Source organism: Paenibacillus harenae DSM 16969 (genome assembly GCF_000422465.1).
Taxonomy (GTDB): Bacteria; Bacillota; Bacilli; order Paenibacillales; family Paenibacillaceae; genus Pristimantibacillus; species Pristimantibacillus harenae.
The window spans coordinates 292153-308962 of the sequence record NZ_KE383844.1 but is presented as its reverse complement, the minus strand read 5'-3'; the positions used below and the strand labels follow the sequence as shown (position 1 = coordinate 308962).

Genomic DNA, 16810 nt, shown 5'->3' with positions numbered 1-16810 from the left:
GGCCCCGGCCCCGGCGGGAATGGCCCCGGCCCCGGTGGGAACGACCCCGGTCCTGGCCCCGGCCCTGGACCGCCCGACCCCCCTGGCATCTGCGTGATCATGCGCGGCCCGCCGCAGCCGCAATCGCTTCCGGCGGCTTTTTGCTGCGGGACCGTGTAGTATTGTTGCCCGTTAGCATAAGTATGCTCCATGCAAGCACTCAGTCTCCTTCGCGAAACAAATTAGGCGATTATCCTGCTGTATCGTATGCGGCATCTGCCTACCCGGTGTTCGGAAGTTTGCAAAGGAGCGGTGAAAAGCTGCTTCAATCTTGGATAAATGGGTAAAATTAGGATAATGGTAGATTGCCGACTGGAAGTTTCGTGAAATATCCAAAACGACTTGATAAGAGAGGCGGACTGCCGGTGCACGACCATAACCATAACCAAGAAACCATAGATTCCTGGGACGCAAGCCACCGTCCGTGGCCGTTGCCCAAATTGCCGTGGCTGATGAAGCAGACGTGGAACGATCTGCTTTTTGCCCATTATCCGGTTAAGCTCGAGAACTTACGAAACACAGTGCCGGATGCGCTTCCTTTGGATTCCTTTGACGGGATGGGGTGGGTGAGCGTTGTCCCGTTCCATATGACGGGTATTCGACTGCGAGGGCTGCCGCCTATTCCGGGGACTGACCGATTCCCCGAGCTTAACGTAAGGACGTACGTAACGATAGACGATAAGCCGGGCGTCTACTTCTTCAGTCTGGATGCGACCAACTGGCTTGCGGTGAAGATGGCCAAAATGTTCTATCACTTGCCTTATGTGCAGGCAGAGATACAGGTGAAGCAAGCAGGGGATTTCATCGCGTATGACTCCCGCAGGCGAAGCGTCGCAGAAGCCCGGTTATCGTGCCGCTACAGGCCGATCTCAGAGCCGTTTCTTGCTGTTAAAGGGTCATTCGACGAATGGCTGACCGAGCGGTATTGCTTGTATGCGTTGAACAGGGCGGGGGTGCCGTTTCGCTGCGATATTATGCATCGGCCTTGGCCGCTGCAGCGCGCAGAAGCGGAATTCAGACTTAATTCAATGCTGGACGCAAACGGTGTTCCGGTTGAGAGCGGCCAGCCTGTGCTGCATGTTGCCAAAAAGCTGGAGGTCCGCATCTGGCCGCTCATCCGAACGTAAAGGACACCGCACTAAAACAAATAAAAGACGCTGCCCCTTAGGGAACAGCGTCTTCCTGCAAACCTATTACTTCGCTGCTGCTTCGTAACGTTTACCAACTTCAGCCCAGTTCACTACGTTCCAGAACGCAGCGATGTAGTCAGGGCGCTTGTTCTGGTAGTTCAGGTAATAAGCGTGCTCCCAAACGTCCAGACCGAGGATTGGCGTTTCGCCTTCCATGATCGGGCTGTCTTGATTAGGCAAGCTGTAAACTTTCAATTTGCCGTTCGCTACCGCCAGGAAAGCCCAGCCGCTGCCGAAACGAGTTGCTGCCGCTTTAGCGAAGTCAGCTTTGAAAGCTTCGAAGCCGCCAAGCTCGCTCTCGATTGCCGCTGCAAGAGCGCCGGTTGGAGCGCCGCCTGCGTTTGGCCCGATCGTTTCCCAGAACAGGCTGTGGTTAGCGTGTCCGCCGCCGTTGTTGCGAACCGCAGTACGGATAGCCTCAGGTACGCTTGCCAGATCGCCGATCAAATCTTCGATCGATTTGCTTTGCAATTCAGGAGCGGACTCCAGAGCTGCGTTAAGGTTCGTTACGTAAGCGTTATGGTGACGGCCGTGGTGAATTTCCATCGTAGTCGCATCGATATGCGGCTCAAGTGCGTTGTGCGCGTAAGGCAAAGCGGGTAGTTGATGTGCCATTGTATACAACCTCCTAAAATTATGTAGTTCATTCAACACCATTATCTCTTATCCGATCGAATAAATCAACATTATTGTTTCAAAAGTCGGTTCCTCACCAAGACCAAGCTTCTCAACTCTAATAGGGTAACACCATGCTGCATGAATTATGCAAAAAAGGAAAAGCGCTAATTATAAATTTACAAAAAAGAAGAATGAAATTGATGTAAGCGCTTAATATTAAGCGTTTTCAAGAGATAATCGGCGATTTCTTTCAAATTTTTAAGGAATTTTAAAGATTTAAGCAGGATTTCGTTAAAATTTGTCGTAATATAATTTATATGCAGTACTATGACATGGTATAGAAGGTGTAAATTTAATGAATGTTCGTTCCTTCCAGTTGTCCGATTATCGACCAATTACAGCACTGCTAGAGGAAGTTCTTACAGAAGAGTGCTACGAACAAACGATGGAAGCTTTTGCCCGCCAATTGTCATGGGATAGCGATTTGGTATTAGTCGCTGTCGAACATTCGGAAATGGTCGGCATGATTATCGGTACGATTGATAATAACAAAGGTTATTATTACCGTATTGCCGTATCGCACCTCCATCAACGGAAAGGGATAGGCAAAGCGCTCGTTCAGGCATTGCGCCAGCGCTTCGAGCAGCGTCATGTCACAAAGATACTAATTACCGCGGATGAGCATAATGAGCCGGTTCTGCCGTTGTATGAATCGCTTGGTTTCGCTTCGAACGATTTTTTCCGGTCCTTTCAGAAACTGGCCATTGTAACTGGTTAACGCGAACTTTACTGCATGAAGATTGAACGCAGGGCATATCTGCACCGTCATTGATTTTGGCGGTGAGATATGCTTTTCTTATTAATATATGCTTAAATGAGGAGAACGGGATGGAACTTTACCGGCATTGCGTTATCAAAAGCTTCAAACATAACGGGCATATCCACCGTACCTGGCAGCAGAATTGGCTTGTTCCGGACGAGCTGCTCGCACCCCAGCACAAGGCGGAGTCGATGACCATTCTCATCAATCGTCAAACGCCGATTTTGGAATCCGACGGTAAAGTATGGATCAGCCGGGTTCCGGCGGTCTCCTTTTTTATACCTGGCCAATGGTACAATATCGTTGCGCTGCTGGAGGAGGGCGGCATCCGTTATTATTGCAATGTGGCTTCGCCGCCTTATTTGCAAGGAAACGTCCTGACTTATATCGATTATGACTTGGATGTGATCCGCACGGCGGGCGGCGAAAGATTTGTCGTTGACCGGGATGAGTATGAGATGCATAAAGCGGCCTATCATTATCCGAAGGTAGTGGTTGATAAAGTTCGGGAGGGACTGGATGCGCTTCTGGCGCGGATTGACGATGGGCGGCCGCCTTTTCAGGATCACGTTGCGAACCGTTATTACGAGGAATGGCTGAAGCAGACGGGCGAGGGGGAAGAATAACATTGTTGGAGCGGGATAGTGAGCTGGACACGGAACTGGCAGGCATGGACCGGGCGGCTGCGGCGGAATCGCTTCATAACCGGTCGGAATGGCGGACAGAGCTGTTTGATTGGCTGAAAACGCTGGCGATCGCTTTTGCGGTCGTGATGGTTTTGCATTTTTTTGTGTTTAACTTGTCGACGGTCGAGGGTCACTCTATGGAGCCGACGTTATTGGAGGATGAGTGGCTCTTTGTCAATAAATTCGTTTATCTGGTCGGAAAGCCGAAGCTTGGGGATGTCGTTATTCTGACAGAGCCGAACACGAGCGGCAAGGAGAAGAAGTTTCTTGTCAAAAGGGTGGTCGGCGTTCCGGGAGACCGGATTGAAATTCATAATCAGCGCTTGTACCGGAACGGAGAGCCGGCGGACGAGCCCTATACGGATACTTTAATTGAGGACATGAGTTATGGGCCGGAAGTCATAAGCGAAGGCCATTACTTCGTGATGGGCGATAACCGCCATGCGCGCGCAAGTCTGGACAGCAGGTCATTTCGGGCAGTGCCGGCGAAGCTGATCCGCGGAAGAGCGGATTATATTTTATGGCCATATAAGGAGATAAAAGCGTTATGAAAGAAGTAATGATCTATACGGACGGCGCCTGCTCGGGCAATCCGGGACCGGGCGGCTGGGGGGCAATATTGTTCTTCGGTCCCCACCAGAAGGAAATTTCGGGCGGAGAGAAGCATACGACGAACAATCGCATGGAGATCCAGGCTGTTATTGAAGGGCTGAAACTTCTGAAAGAGCCTTGTCAGGTGAAGGTGTACAGCGATTCGGCTTATGTCGTGAACTGCTTTCAGAAGGGATGGATTCACGGCTGGCTGCGCAACGGCTGGAAGAACAGCAAGAAGGACCCGGTCGAGAATCAGGAGCTGTGGAAGGAGCTGTGGGCGCTTATGGGCAAGCATAAGGTTGAATACGTGAAGGTCAAAGGCCACAGCGACAACGAGTGGAATAATCGCTGCGACGAGCTGGCCCGCGAAGCGATCAGAAGGTTATAGCGATGACAGACCGGTGGACGAAGCTGAAGCGGGAGATGATTCAAGCGGCGCCAAGCCTTGGTATCGACCAAATCGGAATCGCTTCCGCGGATCCGTTCACGAGCTTGAAGCAGGTGCTGATCCGGCACCGTGAGCTCGGGAGGGAGTCGGGCTTCGAGGAGCCCGATCTGGAGAAGAGGACGAATCCCGCTCTACTATTCGATAACCCGCAGTCGATTATCGCCATAGCCGTCGCCTATCCGTCGAAGCTTGCGAACCCGCCGAAGTCGGAGCCGGGGGCCAGGCGCGGCATCATGTCCCGTTCGGCTTGGGGCGACGATTACCATCGCGTCCTGCGGGACCGGCTTGCGAAGCTGGAGGCATGGCTTCGCGAGCGCGTTCCAGAGCTTCGGGCGGAAAGCATGGTCGATACCGGCGCTTTGTCGGACCGCGCGGTCGCGGAGCGGGCAGGAATTGGCTGGAGCGCCAAGAACTGCTCGATCCTGTCGCCGAAGCTGGGCTCGTGGATCTATCTGGGCGAAATGATTACGAACCTGCCGCTTGAGCCGGACGAGCCGATTACCGAGGGCTGCGGTTCTTGTACGAAATGCATAGACGCGTGCCCGACGGATGCGTTGGTCGGTCCGGGGCAATTAAATGCAAGCCGGTGCGTCTCCTTCCTTACGCAGACGAAGGGGATGCTGACCGACGAGTTCATGCGGAAGATCGGCAACCGGCTGTACGGCTGCGATACCTGTCAGATCGTCTGCCCGGTGAACCGGGGCAGGAACTGGACGCATCAGCCGGAGCTGCAGCCGGAACCGGAGCTTGTTAAGCCGCTGCTTATCCCGCTGCTGACGATCGGCAACAAAGAGTTCAAAGCGAGATACGGCCATACCTCCTCGGCGTGGCGCGGCAAGAAACCGATTCAGCGCAATGCGGTTATCGCGCTTGGCAATTTCAAGGAGGAAAGCGCGGTGCCGGACCTCATTAAGGTGCTTGAGCAGGATACGAGAGCGGTGCTTCGCGGAACGGCTGCATGGTCGTTATCCAGGATCGGCGGAGAGCAGGCGGAGGCGGCGCTTCGCCGCGCAGCCGGGACAGAGACCGATGCGGAAGCGTTGGCCGCGATTGAGGAAGCGCTGGAGAGGATCGGCGGCGAAGGGGAAAAGAGTGAGCGGACGGAGTCAGGCCCTATGGATGTTTGAGCAGCGTTCCGCGGCGGAAAGAGTATGCGCAAAAGGTCTATAATCCGCTCATTGCGAACGGAAGGCGAACATGCTATCATGGGAACATTATATACAGCAGGAGCTTGGAAAGGATTAGGTGGCATTTATGTCATGGGTTAACATTGTAGTCCCTATCGTAACGTTAATTGTCGGTGCGGCAGGGGGATTTTTTGCAGGCGTATTCTATTTGCGGAAGCAGCTTGAGAAGATGCAGAGCAATCCGGAAATGATTCAGAAGATGGCGAAGCAGATGGGCTATAATCTGAATAAGCAGCAAATGCAGAAGGCGCAGCACATGATGAAAAATCAAAAATTTCCTCGCAAATAAGAAGGAATGGGTAAGTGGGGCCGGAAGGGGAGTTCAGGAATGGCGGGAAGGAAGGATTATGTCAACTCGAAGGTAATAAGCAACCGCGAACAGATCGAGTACCATATTAAAGAGATTTTAAAGCTCGTTGGGGAGGATGTGGAACGCGAGGGACTGCTTGAGACACCAGCCCGAGTAACCCGCATGTATGAGGAGATTTTCGCGGGGTATGAAGTAGATCCGCGCGAGGTGCTTGGGGTTACGTTCGACGAGAAGCACGAGGAGCTCGTCATCGTCAAAGATATCGTCTATTACAGCCAATGCGAGCATCATATGGCGCCATTCTTCGGCAAGGTGCATATCGGCTATATCCCGAGCGGCAAAATCGCGGGGCTCAGCAAACTGGCCAGACTGGTAGAGGCGGTCACGAGGCGCTTGCAGGTACAGGAACGCATTACTTCGCAAATCGCGGACATTATGGAACAAGAGCTGCAGCCTCACGGCGTAATGGTCGTCGTGGAAGGCGAACATCTGTGCATGTGCGCCCGCGGCGTGAAGAAGCCGGGCAGCAAAACGGTCACGTCCGGCGTACGCGGCGAATTCCGCAGCAGCTCCGCGCTTCGCTCAGAGTTTTTGGCTTTGTTGAAGCAATAATATGGTAAAAACCGGCAGGAGCCCGCTCCTGCCGGTTTTTTTGCCGTTGGCCGCCTCAATACGGCAACCAGACGAGATTGCGGGCTTCCTCGAAACGGTCGTTAACGTACGGCCAGTTGACGACGTTCCACCAGTCGGCTATATATTCGGGCCGCTTGCTCTGATGCTTTAAGTAGTAGGCGTGCTCCCATACATCGAGCGGAAGCAGCGGAATAACGTCCCATTGCGATAAGTTCTGGTGCTTCTCCGCGGTTAGTATTTCAAGCCGCCGGCTGCGAGGGCTCCATACGAGAATGGCCCATCCGCTGCCCTCCACCTTGGCGGCTGCCTCGCTGAACTGCTTCTTGAACGCAGCGTAGCTGCCGAAGTCGTTCGTAATCTGATGGCCGATCGTGCCTGTCGCCTCTCCGCCGCCGTATGGCGACATCGTGCTCCAGAACAGCGTGTGCAAATAGTGTCCCGCGCCGTTAAAAGCAAGCTCGCGCTCCCAATGCTTCACGAGATCGAAATTGCCGGAGGCTCGCGCTTGCTGAAGCTCCTTCTCCGCCTTGTTCAGACCGTCCACGTACGATTGATGGTGGACATCGTGATGAATTCTCATCGTTTCCTCATCAATGTAAGGCTCAAGCGCGTCGTAAGCATAAGGAAGCGGAGGAAGCGTATGCCCGCCGATCGGCACTTGCTGAACCGTGGACCGCGGGTGATCGAAGCTTGCCTGGTTTATCGCGCCCTGACGGTAAGCGCTCATCAAGCCCAGATAATAATTGGACTCCCGGATAGAGTGGGCGATGACCGTTCGGATATTCGAGATACCGGAAGGCGGAGTAGTCCGTTCAATCAGCTGCGTGAGCTGATCCACATAGGTACGGGATTGCTCGGCCGCGGCCTCGATAAGGGAATCTACGGTTTGATCGATTTGCGGAGGCAAACGATAGGAGTAAGGCAGCCATTCATCGAGCCATTGCGCAGCGTAGTGAGCTGTATGGGAGAATACCGGTTCCCAGGATTGAAGCAGCTGGACATATTGCCGATCTAATTCAGGAGCAGCCTGCAAAATAACGGCAGTATGCTCCTTCTCTTGCATTTTCCAATGGCGGATTAACTCCATCACACGAACAGGCATGAGCGTTCCGTAAACAAAAAGCACGGCCTTCGCCTCCTTGGGTCGCAACATGTGCATCTATGCTAGATGTATTCGCGGCCGCCCGGGCTTATGTCGCCTTTTAGAAATGAGGATGAAAATGAAAATATAGCAGGAACCGGCTTCCATTGGAATGGCTAAAAGCGAAAAAAACGGACAAAAAACGAGCTTGTGCCTTCACTAGGAGGTCACAAGCTCGTTTGGGGGCATTCAGCTTTCTGGGGTATTAAGCTTTCTCCGCCTGCAGCTGCTGATCGACTTGACTCAGAAATACCGCCGCGCGTTGAATGTATTCGCCTGGATGAGCCCGGAACAGCATCTCGTGCTCCCCTTCCTCTACGATCCACATGCGGGAGAGGATATTCCCTTGGCCGTCGGCAACGGCTTCAGCTGTCTGGTAGGGCGCCTTCACATCCTTCGTGCCGTGCATCACGAACATGGGAATATCGTACACGTTCGAGATGACCTCATCAGCCGGAATGGAACCGAAGCCCTTTCCCGTCCAAAGCGGGATCAACGATTGGATTAACGGCAGAGAGAAGCGCGGCAGCTGTATGAATTGATTTAAATTATCAAAAAGCGCCTCAGGGCTCGGAATAAACAAACTGTCCAGAATCATGGCATCAATCTCATCGGTCTGCAGAGCTGCCTGCAGAGCTGTTCCGGCACCCATGGAGAATCCCCATACGACGATATCTTCGGCGCCGCGGGACTTGGCGTAGTCAACTGCGGCCAGCAGCTGCTGCGCTTCCTCGAGGCCGCCGGTGGCCGGCGCCTTATACTGCTTGGAGGCGTATCCGTAGTCAAACAGCAATATATTGTAGTTTAAGCCGTGCAGCATCTTCGAAAGCTCATACATCGGCACCCAAGCTTCTTCGCGATTCGCTCCATATCCGTGGCTGAACACGACGGTGCGCGCAGATCCCGCAGCAGGCTGGCTCGTACCGGCATCCGCCGGAATAAACCAGCCGCTTACCGTCGTATCGCCGCTCTTGCTGGGGAAGATGACGTCTTCATAGTCCACGCCTATAGCGGCCTTCGGATTGGAGGCGAGCGGAGCGACGAACGGATAAGCAAGCATCCAAGCGACGTACCCATGAAAAATAACGACCGCAAGCAGGCACATCGCCGTAAGGGATGCGACCGACGCGACCAACAGATGTTTCCCCCGGCTTCTCGTCTTTCGAAGGGCAAAGCGGTTGTCGCTTCCAGATATGGGAAATGGCTGAAGGCTTTGCGGAAATCCGCCTTCCATAGGTGTCATCGTCGTTGAGCTCATGTCGTCATCTCCTTGAGGTGTAAGCGCTTATCATTTGTAGTACTTTTATCGTAGTACCGGTTCTATAGGCCTGTCAATTGATGTCGATTAAATGTTAATCGATTGTAATGATCCTGTAATGTAAGTAACTTTTCTTTACGTTGCAGGAAGCAATGGGTTATACTGAATGAGAATCGGTTTCATTGGATGAAACCTTTAATCGAAAGAGGTGCGGCTGCATGGAGGAAGGGAAATCGACGGTTCGGGCAGTGGATCGGGCGCTTGATATATTGCTATGCTTTACTGCGAAGACGGACTGGGCCATGACTGAAATTGCCGAACATGTCGGCTTGCACAAGAGCACGGTTCACCGCATGCTTGCAACACTCGAAGAGAAGGGCTTCATCGAGCGCGACCGGTCGACGGACCGCTATCATCTGGGCCTCAAAGTGTGGGAGCTGTCCGCCAACCTGTCACGAACGGATGACCAGGCAACGATCTGGCTGCCGGAGATGGGGCGGCTGCGCGATCAGCTGGGAGAAACGGTCAGCATTTATGTCAGAGACGGCATCGAGCGGATTCGCATTCAAGCCGTGCAGAGCAATCAGCCGGTTAGACGGGTCGCTCCGGTAGGCGCCAGGCTGCCGTTATATGCTGGCGCGTCCAGCAAGGTGCTTATCGCTTATGCAGAGCCGGCCGTCCAGCAAAGCATTTTTGAAAACCCGGCTTGGTTGAATACGATTGATCTCGATATGTACAAGCAGCAGCTGGCGGAGATTTGCGAGAACGGCTATGCGACCAGCTTCGAAGAACGGGAGCCCGGAGCGGCTGCCTTATCGGCGCCGATCTTCGACCGTACCGGTAAAATTGCTGCAGCGCTGTCCGTATCCGGTCCGGCGAGCCGGCTAACGATACAGACGATGACGGATTACGCGCCGGTCATGATGGAATCGGCCAAGCGGATGGGGATCATGATTCTATAGAAAAAGCGGACCCAAGGAATTCCTTGGGCCTGCTTTTTTTTGCAATATATAAATTTATATGTTTAGCGCTTATAACAAAGCTTATATTTCACTTCGATACCGATTTTAGGGTGAGCTTGCTTCATGCGTTGCTTCAGAAAAGAGTAAACGGCGGCGTCCCCGGAAGGACGCCACCGCCGTTTCTGCTTGTTTTGAAGCCTATTTCTGCATGTTTGCGATCATTTGGCGAAGCACCGTCTGCAGGATGCCGCCGTTGCGGTAGTAGTCGACGTCAACCATCGAGTCCAGACGCACGATAGCCGGGAAATCGAAGCTTGTGCCGTCTTCGCGCGTCGCTTTGACGGTAACTTGCGAGCCTGGCGTGACATCATTGGACAAACCGGAGATATCGAACGTCTCGCGGCCGGTAATGTTAAGCGTCTTCCAGCTTTGGCCATCCGTGAACTGGAGCGGCAATACGCCCATGCCCACGAGATTGGAGCGGTGAATACGCTCGAAGCTTTCCGCGATAACGGCTTTGACGCCCAGCAGGTACGTTCCTTTAGCCGCCCAGTCGCGGGAGCTTCCCGTACCGTACTCTTTGCCGGCAATAACGACGAGGTTCTTGCCTTCTTGTTGATATTTCATCGATGCGTCGTAGATCGACATCACTTCATCGGTAGGCAGGTAAGTCGTTACGCCGCCTTCCGTGCCCGGAGCCACCTGGTTGCGGATACGGATGTTCGCGAACGTCCCGCGCATCATGACTTCGTGGTTACCGCGGCGGGAGCCGTAGGAGTTGAAGTCTTTGCGTTCGACGCCGTTCTCGATCAGGTATTGGCCGCCAGGGCTGTTCACGGTAATGTTGCCTGCAGGGGAGATATGGTCCGTCGTAACGGAATCGCCCATCAATGCAAGCACGCTTGCCGATTGGATATCGGAAATATCGTCGAGCTCGGAGCCGAGGTTTTCGAAGAACGGCGGGTTTTGAATGTAAGTCGATTTCTCATCCCACTCATAGCTTTCGCCTTCCGGCACCGAGATCGCGTTCCAACGCTCGTTCTGCGTAAATACATTCTCGTATTTGTCACGGAACATTTGCGGGTTAAGAGCCGCCGTCATGGCATCGTTAACTTCCTTCGAAGTCGGCCAGATGTCCTTCAGATAGACGGCTTTATTATCTTCTGTATAACCGATTGGTTCCGTCGTTAAATCAATGTTCGTCGTGCCGGCCAGCGCATAAGCGATAACAAGCGGCGGCGAAGCCAGGTAGTTCGCTTTGACCTGCGCGTGAACGCGGCCTTCGAAGTTCCGGTTGCCGGAAAGGACGGCGGAGACGGTCATGTCGTTGTCCGCGATCGCCTTGCTTACTTCGTCAGGAAGCGGACCGGAGTTACCGATACAAGTCGCGCAGCCGTAGCCGGCAACGTGGAAGCCGAGCGCTTCAAGCGGCTCGATGAGGTTCGCTTTGGTCAAATATTCCGTAACGACGAGCGAGCCCGGCGTCAGGGAGCTTTTGACATAAGCCGGCTTCTTCAGGCCAAGCTCTACCGCTTTCTTCGCCACGAGACCTGCGCCAACCATTACGCTTGGGTTAGACGTGTTCGTGCAGCTTGTGATCGCGGCGATAACGACAGCGCCCGTCCCCATGCTGCTCAATTGGCCGTCATTATGCTTCACTTCGACCATTTGCCCGATTTTCTCGTCGCTCAGGCCATAGCCGCCTTTGTCGATCGGCGTGCGGATGATGTTGTTGAACGATTCTTTCATCTCCGTCAGCTCAACGCGGTCCTGCGGACGCTTCGGACCTGCCAGGGAAGGAACGACTGTCGAAAGATCAAGCTCGATCACATCGGAGAATACCGGATCCGGCGTCTCGTCCGTACGGAACATGCCCTGTGCCTTGTAATAAGCGTCAACAAGCGCGATTTGCTCTTCTTCGCGGCCGGTTTGGCGCAGGTAGTTGAGCGTCTCGTTATCGACCGGGAAGAAACCGATTGTGGCGCCGTATTCCGGTGCCATGTTCGCAACCGTTGCACGGTCTGCAAGGCTGATGTTGGAAAGGCCGGGACCGTAGAATTCAACGAATTTTCCGACCACGCCTTTTTTGCGCAAAATTTGAGTAACGGTAAGCGCCAGGTCAGTCGCCGTGGAGCCTTCCGCCAGTTTGCCGGTCAGCTTGAAGCCGATAACCTCAGGCATAACGAAGTATAGAGGCTGTCCAAGCATGCCCGCTTCCGCCTCGATACCGCCAACGCCCCAACCGACAACGCCAAGACCGTTGATCATGGTAGTATGGGAGTCCGTACCGACGAGGGAATCCGGATATACGACGGTTTCGCCGTCGATGGTTTTGGTAGCGGCAACGGATGCCAGATACTCAAGGTTAACCTGGTGAACGATACCTGTTCCCGGCGGAACCGCGCGGAAGTTATCGAACGCCGTTTGAGCCCAGCGGAGGAAACGGTAACGTTCTTCGTTACGCTCGAACTCAACCTTCGTGTTGTACTCAAGCGCATCTGGCGTACCGAATGCGTCGACCATAACCGAGTGGTCGATAACAAGGTCAACCGGAACGAGCGGGTTGATTTTCTTAGGGTCGCCGCCTGCACGTTTAACCGTGTCGCGCATAGCCGCAAGGTCAACGACAACAGGTACGCCGGTGAAATCCTGCAAAACGATACGGGCTGGAATGAAAGGAATCTCTTTATCTTCGCGTCCGTCAGCCCAAGTAGCCAGCTGCTTCACATGTTCAGGGGTAATGGCACGGCCGTCGAATTGGCGAATGGCAGCCTCAAGCAATACTTTGATGGAAAAAGGCAGCTTCGAAATGTCGCCGAGCCCCTGTTCCTCCAGCCCGCCTAGACGGTAGTAAGCAAACGACTTGCCGCCTGCTTCCAGCGTTGTGCGAACCGAATAATGATTTTGTGTAGACATCGTCATTCTCCTCTTTTGAATATAATTTGTGTTTCATCCTGTGAAACACAATTTCAAAATCGCTATACTTATAGTATATCGTTAAAAAGGCGGTTACGTAAAGACCAATTATGGCCCAATGATCATGTAAATTCATTGAAAACGAAAGCGACGAATATTACATGAAACGGAGGGCGGCTTCATATAATGAAGCAGTTATTCTGTGTTAACCACACGGCTTATCTATTTCCGCACCATAAGCCAGAGGGAGGGATTGCGATGCCGCGAACGGGTAACCGGGGACCGGGCAGTCAGGTTCAAAAGCGTAACCAAGCGCCGTCTAAGCCTTTAACGACTCAGAGAAAGCCGATGCAGAAGGCTGCGGTGCATATTTCGCCAAAGCAGCCGCTGCAGTCCGCCAGGAAGGAAGACCGGCAGAGCGCAAGTAAGGATGCTGCGCCGAAAGGGCCGGAGCGGCTGCGGTTAGGCACTATAACGGAATCTGTCCGTCAGCCGCAGTCAAGGCTAAATTCACTGCTTCGCTCGTCGGATTACGACCAGTATCGGCAGCAGGGCAATCAGCCGGGTTGGAAAACGGCGGTTCATCGTTACGTAAGCCTGTACAACCAGGCCGAAACCAATCAGCATGCCTCCGTGCTGACCGATTATGTGACGGACCGGGAGCATTGCGACCGTCTCCGCATCAGGCTTGAGCGCCTTCGCGAGCGCGATTTGCTTAGAGGCGCGCTGCCGGCAGGAAGCGAGACCAAAGCGGAACTTGTTCGCGTGAATGAATCGGCAAACGAAGTATCCGTGCTTATTCGGCTTCATATCAAAAGAAGGATGGAGCAGTCAGGCCGCTATTACATGGAGGAACGGTCCGAATTTGAGCGCCTTTGGCTTGGACAGTCGGGAGGCGTCTGGGACGTTCTTCGGGTTGAACCGCTAATTGCGGAGCGCAGGCCCCGCTTCGGATCATCGACCGACGGCAATTGGATGACAGTCGATGACTACTCGGAGCTGTTTGGCGATATTACTTCACCGTCAACACCATACTTAAATTATGACCTATTACCGCAATTCAAACACCGTCCGTCGGGTATTCGGTACAGGAGAGATTTGGCTGCGGCCTATGCGGACCGCTGGTGGAACGAAGCAAACCCGGCATATGAGCTATTTGAGGTGAATTGCACCCATTACGTGTCGCAATGCATCTTTGCAGGCAATGCTCCGATGAACTATACTGGTAAGAGAGAATCGGGCTGGTGGTATAAAGGCCGCAACAAAGGCAGCGAATGGTGGAGCTACAGCTGGGCAGTGTCGAATGCGCTGACCAACTATTTGACTGCGCGAAGAAGCTCCGGCTTGCGGGCGGAGACGGTGCGTTCCGCGGATGAGCTGCAGCTTGGCGACGTTATCACTTACGATTGGAATGGCGACTCGCGTTTTCAGCACAGTACGATCGTAACCGCTTTTGACTCGTTCGGCATGCCGCTCGTGAATGCAAATACCGTGTCCAGCAGACATCGGTATTGGGATTATCGTGATTCATACGCATGGACGGAACAGACGAAATATCGTTTTTTTCATATTGCTGATCTTTTATAACTTAACGTACCGGAGGATATAGCCATGGGGAGCAGAGTTCGAGTTGGTTTAGTATACGGGGGAAAATCGGGGGAGCACGAGGTTTCGCTGCAAACGGCGTTTGCCGTCATGGGCGAATTTGATTACAGCAAATACGAGATCAAACCTTTCTATATTACGAAGCAGGGACAATGGAACACAGGTGAGGTTCTTCATGCCCGACCGGGAAGCGTCGAGGAGCTTCGTTACGGGTCGGGGGAGGCAGAACAGTCGGACTTTGCGCTCGCTCCGTTATTTGCGGGCTTGAGCGGAGCGGCCGGCGGGTCCGGCGAGGACCGTAACATTGATGTCGTGTTTCCGCTGCTGCACGGCACGTTCGGCGAGGACGGAACGATCCAGGGCTTATTTGAGATGGCTAACATTCCATACGTCGGGGCAGGCGTTCTCGCCTCTGCCGTCGGGATGGACAAGATTATGATGAAGAAGGTATTCGCGCAGGAAGGCCTGCCGCAATGCATATTCCGTTATTTCAACCGCACCCAGTGGGAGAAGGACTCGGCTTTCTTTATTATGGAATGCGAAGTATCGCTGGGCTATCCGTGTTTTGTCAAACCGGCTAATCTAGGCTCAAGCGTTGGCGTATCCAAAGCCAAGAACCGCGAAGAGCTTGTCGAAGCCGTCAACTACGCGTTCCGCTTCGACCGCAAGGTCATCGTCGAGGAATTCGTCGATGCCCGCGAGATCGAGGTCAGCGTACTCGGCAACGATGACGCCAAAGCGTCCGTACCTGGCGAAATCGCCCCGTCTAACGAATTTTATGACTATAAGGCCAAATACATTGACGGCAAGTCCACGATGCAAATACCGGCTATGCTGTCGCCGGAAGTAACGGAAGCCGTCCGCGAGATGGCCGTCCGCGCATTCCAATCGATCGACGGCTCGGGCTTGTCGCGCGTCGACTTCTTTCTTCGCAAAAACGATAATCAGCTATTTATTAACGAGGTTAATACATTGCCGGGCTTCACTCCATTCAGCATGTATCCGCTCATGTGGAAGGAAACCGGCATTCCCTATAAAGAGCTGCTCGACGCCTTGATCAGCCTAGCGTTATCCCGCCACGCCGAGAAGCAGCGTATAGACTATACCGGCGGATCGGCAGTATAATAATCAGCTGACGGTTGTTACAAACTAACCCTCTAAAGGACAGATGGACTCCTCTATCATGGAGTTTGTCCAGTATAGCGACCTTTCTTCATCGAAAATCAAAGCTATTCTGGATTTCATCCAATAATTCGCGCCCAAAGCCGGGTATGGAGCAATTAGACGTATTTTCACTGGATTGAATACAGTATAGATTCCCTAAAGTGCATTAAATGGCCAAAGTTACTGCAATAATCCAGGATAGAACCACAATAGGAAAGTAACTAATTATTAATGCACCAAAACAAAGCGTTCCCAGAGGGACGAAAGCGCTCATAAGCACTAGCAGCTCATACACGTCACAGTAACGCCCACGTTATTCAGATGTTTAGACAGGTAGTTTAGACAGGTTGCCTAGGTATCCCGAGCGTGCCAAAAGTGAAGCGTGTCCCAGAGGGACGAAAGCGTTCTTAAGCACTAGCAGCTCACACCCGTCTCATTGGAGCCTACGTTAGTCCAATTGCGGGTGTCCAGAGGGTGCAACCCTTGGGGCCCTCCCTTGGAAGGGAGGGTTTGGGTGGGTTCGAAACGCCTTTGAAGGTTGTTTAGGATGTATCCTTTGAAGGATTTGGCTAGAAGCCTTTTCAAGGTTTGGATGTCCTTTGAAGCAAAATTTCACTGAAGGAGGGAAAATAAATGGGTTTTGCAACCGAATTTAATTCCGTTTGTAAATTCAAATCCGAGCAGGAGCTATATGAATTGTTGGAGTATGGCCGGGGCAAAATGGTAAAGAGCGGTTTTCGCGTATTTCCGACGGGCCAAAAGGTCATTGCCTATACGCCGGCTAACGATGCGATCGCCATTGTCCGTATTTTAGCTTCTATTGCTGAAATTAACTTTCAGGGTGAAGAAGTGACGCAAGTAGAGATGGAGCTCGTCAGAAAACTGACGGAAGAAGAAGCGCGAGTTCAAACGGCGCTAGCGTATGAAATGTTTTTTGGAGACCGGGCATAGCCAATGATCGTCCGGTTCGGTTTTGCCGCAAAGAGCCTGAGGCGCGAGAACGTATTTCTCTCCAAAGCCAGGACGATTACAAATTTCTCGAGGCTTCCCGACCGCGAAGCGGGTATTCGGAGGATCGAGGCAATGACGTACAGTATACATATTGGCGAAGAATATAGCGGCAAGCCAGAATCCGGTGATCGGTTTATCCGCCGGTTCGCAGCCTTGTCGCCTCTTTTTAAAAATATAAGAATGTATGAGTTTAACACTTATGAATGGGCTTATATTTCACTGTGATTT

At 53.0% G+C, this 16810-nt stretch carries 17 protein-coding genes; 13 read left to right on the top strand and 4 right to left on the bottom strand.

Translation table 11 applies throughout. The features are described 5' to 3' along the window. Window positions 1-491 precede the first annotated feature (491 nt). Window positions 492-1166 carry a YqjF family protein gene (locus H581_RS0125435; RefSeq protein WP_211231510.1) on the top strand — a complete coding sequence of 225 codons (675 nt, stop codon included), beginning with the start codon at window positions 492-494 and terminating at the stop codon, window positions 1164-1166. A 66-nt stretch (window positions 1167-1232) separates the two neighbouring features. Here the strand turns inward: H581_RS0125435 and H581_RS0125430 are convergent, their stop codons facing one another. Next, window positions 1233-1844 (bottom strand): superoxide dismutase, encoded by a 612-nt coding sequence (locus H581_RS0125430; protein WP_028612452.1) that lies wholly within the window; start codon window positions 1842-1844, stop codon window positions 1233-1235. A gap of 358 nt (window positions 1845-2202) precedes the next feature. Here H581_RS0125430 and H581_RS0125425 point away from each other — a divergent pair, with 358 nt between their 5' ends. The 7 genes from H581_RS0125425 (at window position 2203) to folE (ending at window position 6504) form a co-directional block, all read left to right on the top strand. Continuing rightward, window positions 2203-2625 carry a GNAT family N-acetyltransferase gene (locus tag H581_RS0125425; RefSeq protein WP_028612451.1) on the top strand — a complete coding sequence of 141 codons (423 nt, stop codon included), beginning with the start codon at window positions 2203-2205 and terminating at the stop codon, window positions 2623-2625. Between the two features lie 110 nt (window positions 2626-2735). Then, entirely contained in the window at window positions 2736-3293 is a 558-nt protein-coding gene (locus H581_RS0125420; RefSeq protein WP_028612450.1) for a DUF402 domain-containing protein, read from the top strand. A 2-nt stretch (window positions 3294-3295) separates the two neighbouring features. Then, a complete protein-coding gene (gene lepB / locus H581_RS0125415; protein WP_245600150.1) occupies window positions 3296-3904 on the top strand; it encodes a signal peptidase I in 609 nt (202 codons plus the stop codon). Then, window positions 3901-4335 (top strand): ribonuclease HI, encoded by a 435-nt coding sequence (rnhA, locus tag H581_RS0125410; protein ID WP_028612448.1) that lies wholly within the window; start codon window positions 3901-3903, stop codon window positions 4333-4335. Before lepB ends, rnhA begins: the two co-directional genes overlap by 4 nt. A 2-nt stretch (window positions 4336-4337) precedes the next feature. Continuing rightward, window positions 4338-5522: a tRNA epoxyqueuosine(34) reductase QueG gene (gene queG, locus H581_RS35375; RefSeq protein WP_036720064.1), complete on the top strand. Its 1185-nt coding sequence runs from the start codon at window positions 4338-4340 to the stop codon at window positions 5520-5522. Between the two features lie 127 nt (window positions 5523-5649). After that, window positions 5650-5871 (top strand): YneF family protein, encoded by a 222-nt coding sequence (locus H581_RS0125400; protein ID WP_028612447.1) that lies wholly within the window; start codon window positions 5650-5652, stop codon window positions 5869-5871. Window positions 5872-5910: 39 nt separating this feature from the next. Further along, window positions 5911-6504 carry a GTP cyclohydrolase I FolE gene (gene folE / locus H581_RS0125395; protein ID WP_028612446.1) on the top strand — a complete coding sequence of 198 codons (594 nt, stop codon included), beginning with the start codon at window positions 5911-5913 and terminating at the stop codon, window positions 6502-6504. Window positions 6505-6559: 55 nt separating this feature from the next. Here the strand turns inward: folE and H581_RS0125390 are convergent, their stop codons facing one another. Continuing rightward, window positions 6560-7651, bottom strand: a complete 1092-nt coding sequence (locus tag H581_RS0125390; protein ID WP_028612445.1) for a Fe-Mn family superoxide dismutase — start codon at window positions 7649-7651, stop codon at window positions 6560-6562. Between the two features lie 220 nt (window positions 7652-7871). Next, window positions 7872-8924: an alpha/beta hydrolase gene (locus H581_RS0125385; RefSeq protein ID WP_028612444.1), complete on the bottom strand. Its 1053-nt coding sequence runs from the start codon at window positions 8922-8924 to the stop codon at window positions 7872-7874. Between the two features lie 218 nt (window positions 8925-9142). Here H581_RS0125385 and H581_RS0125380 point away from each other — a divergent pair, with 218 nt between their 5' ends. Continuing rightward, window positions 9143-9886, top strand: a complete 744-nt coding sequence (locus H581_RS0125380) for an IclR family transcriptional regulator (protein WP_028612443.1) — start codon at window positions 9143-9145, stop codon at window positions 9884-9886. Between the two features lie 198 nt (window positions 9887-10084). Here the strand turns inward: H581_RS0125380 and acnA are convergent, their stop codons facing one another. Beyond that, the gene (gene acnA, locus H581_RS0125375; protein WP_028612442.1) at window positions 10085-12802 is read right to left on the bottom strand and encodes an aconitate hydratase AcnA; all 2718 of its coding nucleotides are present in this window, start codon (window positions 12800-12802) and stop codon (window positions 10085-10087) included. A gap of 258 nt (window positions 12803-13060) precedes the next feature. On the opposite strand from acnA, the gene H581_RS35370 reads away from it, so the two are divergent. The 4 genes from H581_RS35370 (at window position 13061) to H581_RS0125355 (ending at window position 16807) form a co-directional block, all read left to right on the top strand. Next, window positions 13061-14389: an amidase domain-containing protein gene (locus H581_RS35370; protein ID WP_342663450.1), complete on the top strand. Its 1329-nt coding sequence runs from the start codon at window positions 13061-13063 to the stop codon at window positions 14387-14389. 24 nt (window positions 14390-14413) lie between these two features. Then, a complete protein-coding gene (locus tag H581_RS0125365; protein WP_028612441.1) occupies window positions 14414-15532 on the top strand; it encodes a D-alanine--D-alanine ligase in 1119 nt (372 codons plus the stop codon). 672 nt (window positions 15533-16204) lie between these two features. Beyond that, on the top strand, window positions 16205-16522 hold the full coding sequence (locus H581_RS0125360) for a hypothetical protein (RefSeq protein ID WP_028612440.1): 318 nt from the start codon (window positions 16205-16207) through the stop codon (window positions 16520-16522). 3 nt (window positions 16523-16525) lie between these two features. Next, a complete protein-coding gene (locus tag H581_RS0125355) occupies window positions 16526-16807 on the top strand; it encodes a hypothetical protein (protein ID WP_028612439.1) in 282 nt (93 codons plus the stop codon). The last annotated feature ends 3 nt before the right edge of the window (window positions 16808-16810 follow it).

Coding starts and splice junctions, on each gene's coding strand:
- H581_RS0125355 (WP_028612439.1), top strand. CDS start 16,526: ATGATCGTCCGGTTCGGTTTTGCCGCAAAGAGCCTGAGGCGCGAGAAC.
- queG (WP_036720064.1), top strand. CDS start 4,338: ATGACAGACCGGTGGACGAAGCTGAAGCGGGAGATGATTCAAGCGGCG.
- acnA (WP_028612442.1), bottom strand. CDS start 12,802: ATGTCTACACAAAATCATTATTCGGTTCGCACAACGCTGGAAGCAGGC.
- folE (WP_028612446.1), top strand. CDS start 5,911: ATGGCGGGAAGGAAGGATTATGTCAACTCGAAGGTAATAAGCAACCGC.
- H581_RS0125365 (WP_028612441.1), top strand. CDS start 14,414: ATGGGGAGCAGAGTTCGAGTTGGTTTAGTATACGGGGGAAAATCGGGG.
- H581_RS0125425 (WP_028612451.1), top strand. CDS start 2,203: ATGAATGTTCGTTCCTTCCAGTTGTCCGATTATCGACCAATTACAGCA.
- H581_RS0125435 (WP_211231510.1), top strand. CDS start 492: ATGAAGCAGACGTGGAACGATCTGCTTTTTGCCCATTATCCGGTTAAG.
- H581_RS0125380 (WP_028612443.1), top strand. CDS start 9,143: ATGGAGGAAGGGAAATCGACGGTTCGGGCAGTGGATCGGGCGCTTGAT.
- H581_RS0125430 (WP_028612452.1), bottom strand. CDS start 1,844: ATGGCACATCAACTACCCGCTTTGCCTTACGCGCACAACGCACTTGAG.
- H581_RS35370 (WP_342663450.1), top strand. CDS start 13,061: ATGCCGCGAACGGGTAACCGGGGACCGGGCAGTCAGGTTCAAAAGCGT.
- rnhA (WP_028612448.1), top strand. CDS start 3,901: ATGAAAGAAGTAATGATCTATACGGACGGCGCCTGCTCGGGCAATCCG.
- H581_RS0125360 (WP_028612440.1), top strand. CDS start 16,205: ATGGGTTTTGCAACCGAATTTAATTCCGTTTGTAAATTCAAATCCGAG.
- H581_RS0125385 (WP_028612444.1), bottom strand. CDS start 8,924: ATGAGCTCAACGACGATGACACCTATGGAAGGCGGATTTCCGCAAAGC.
- H581_RS0125420 (WP_028612450.1), top strand. CDS start 2,736: ATGGAACTTTACCGGCATTGCGTTATCAAAAGCTTCAAACATAACGGG.
- H581_RS0125400 (WP_028612447.1), top strand. CDS start 5,650: ATGTCATGGGTTAACATTGTAGTCCCTATCGTAACGTTAATTGTCGGT.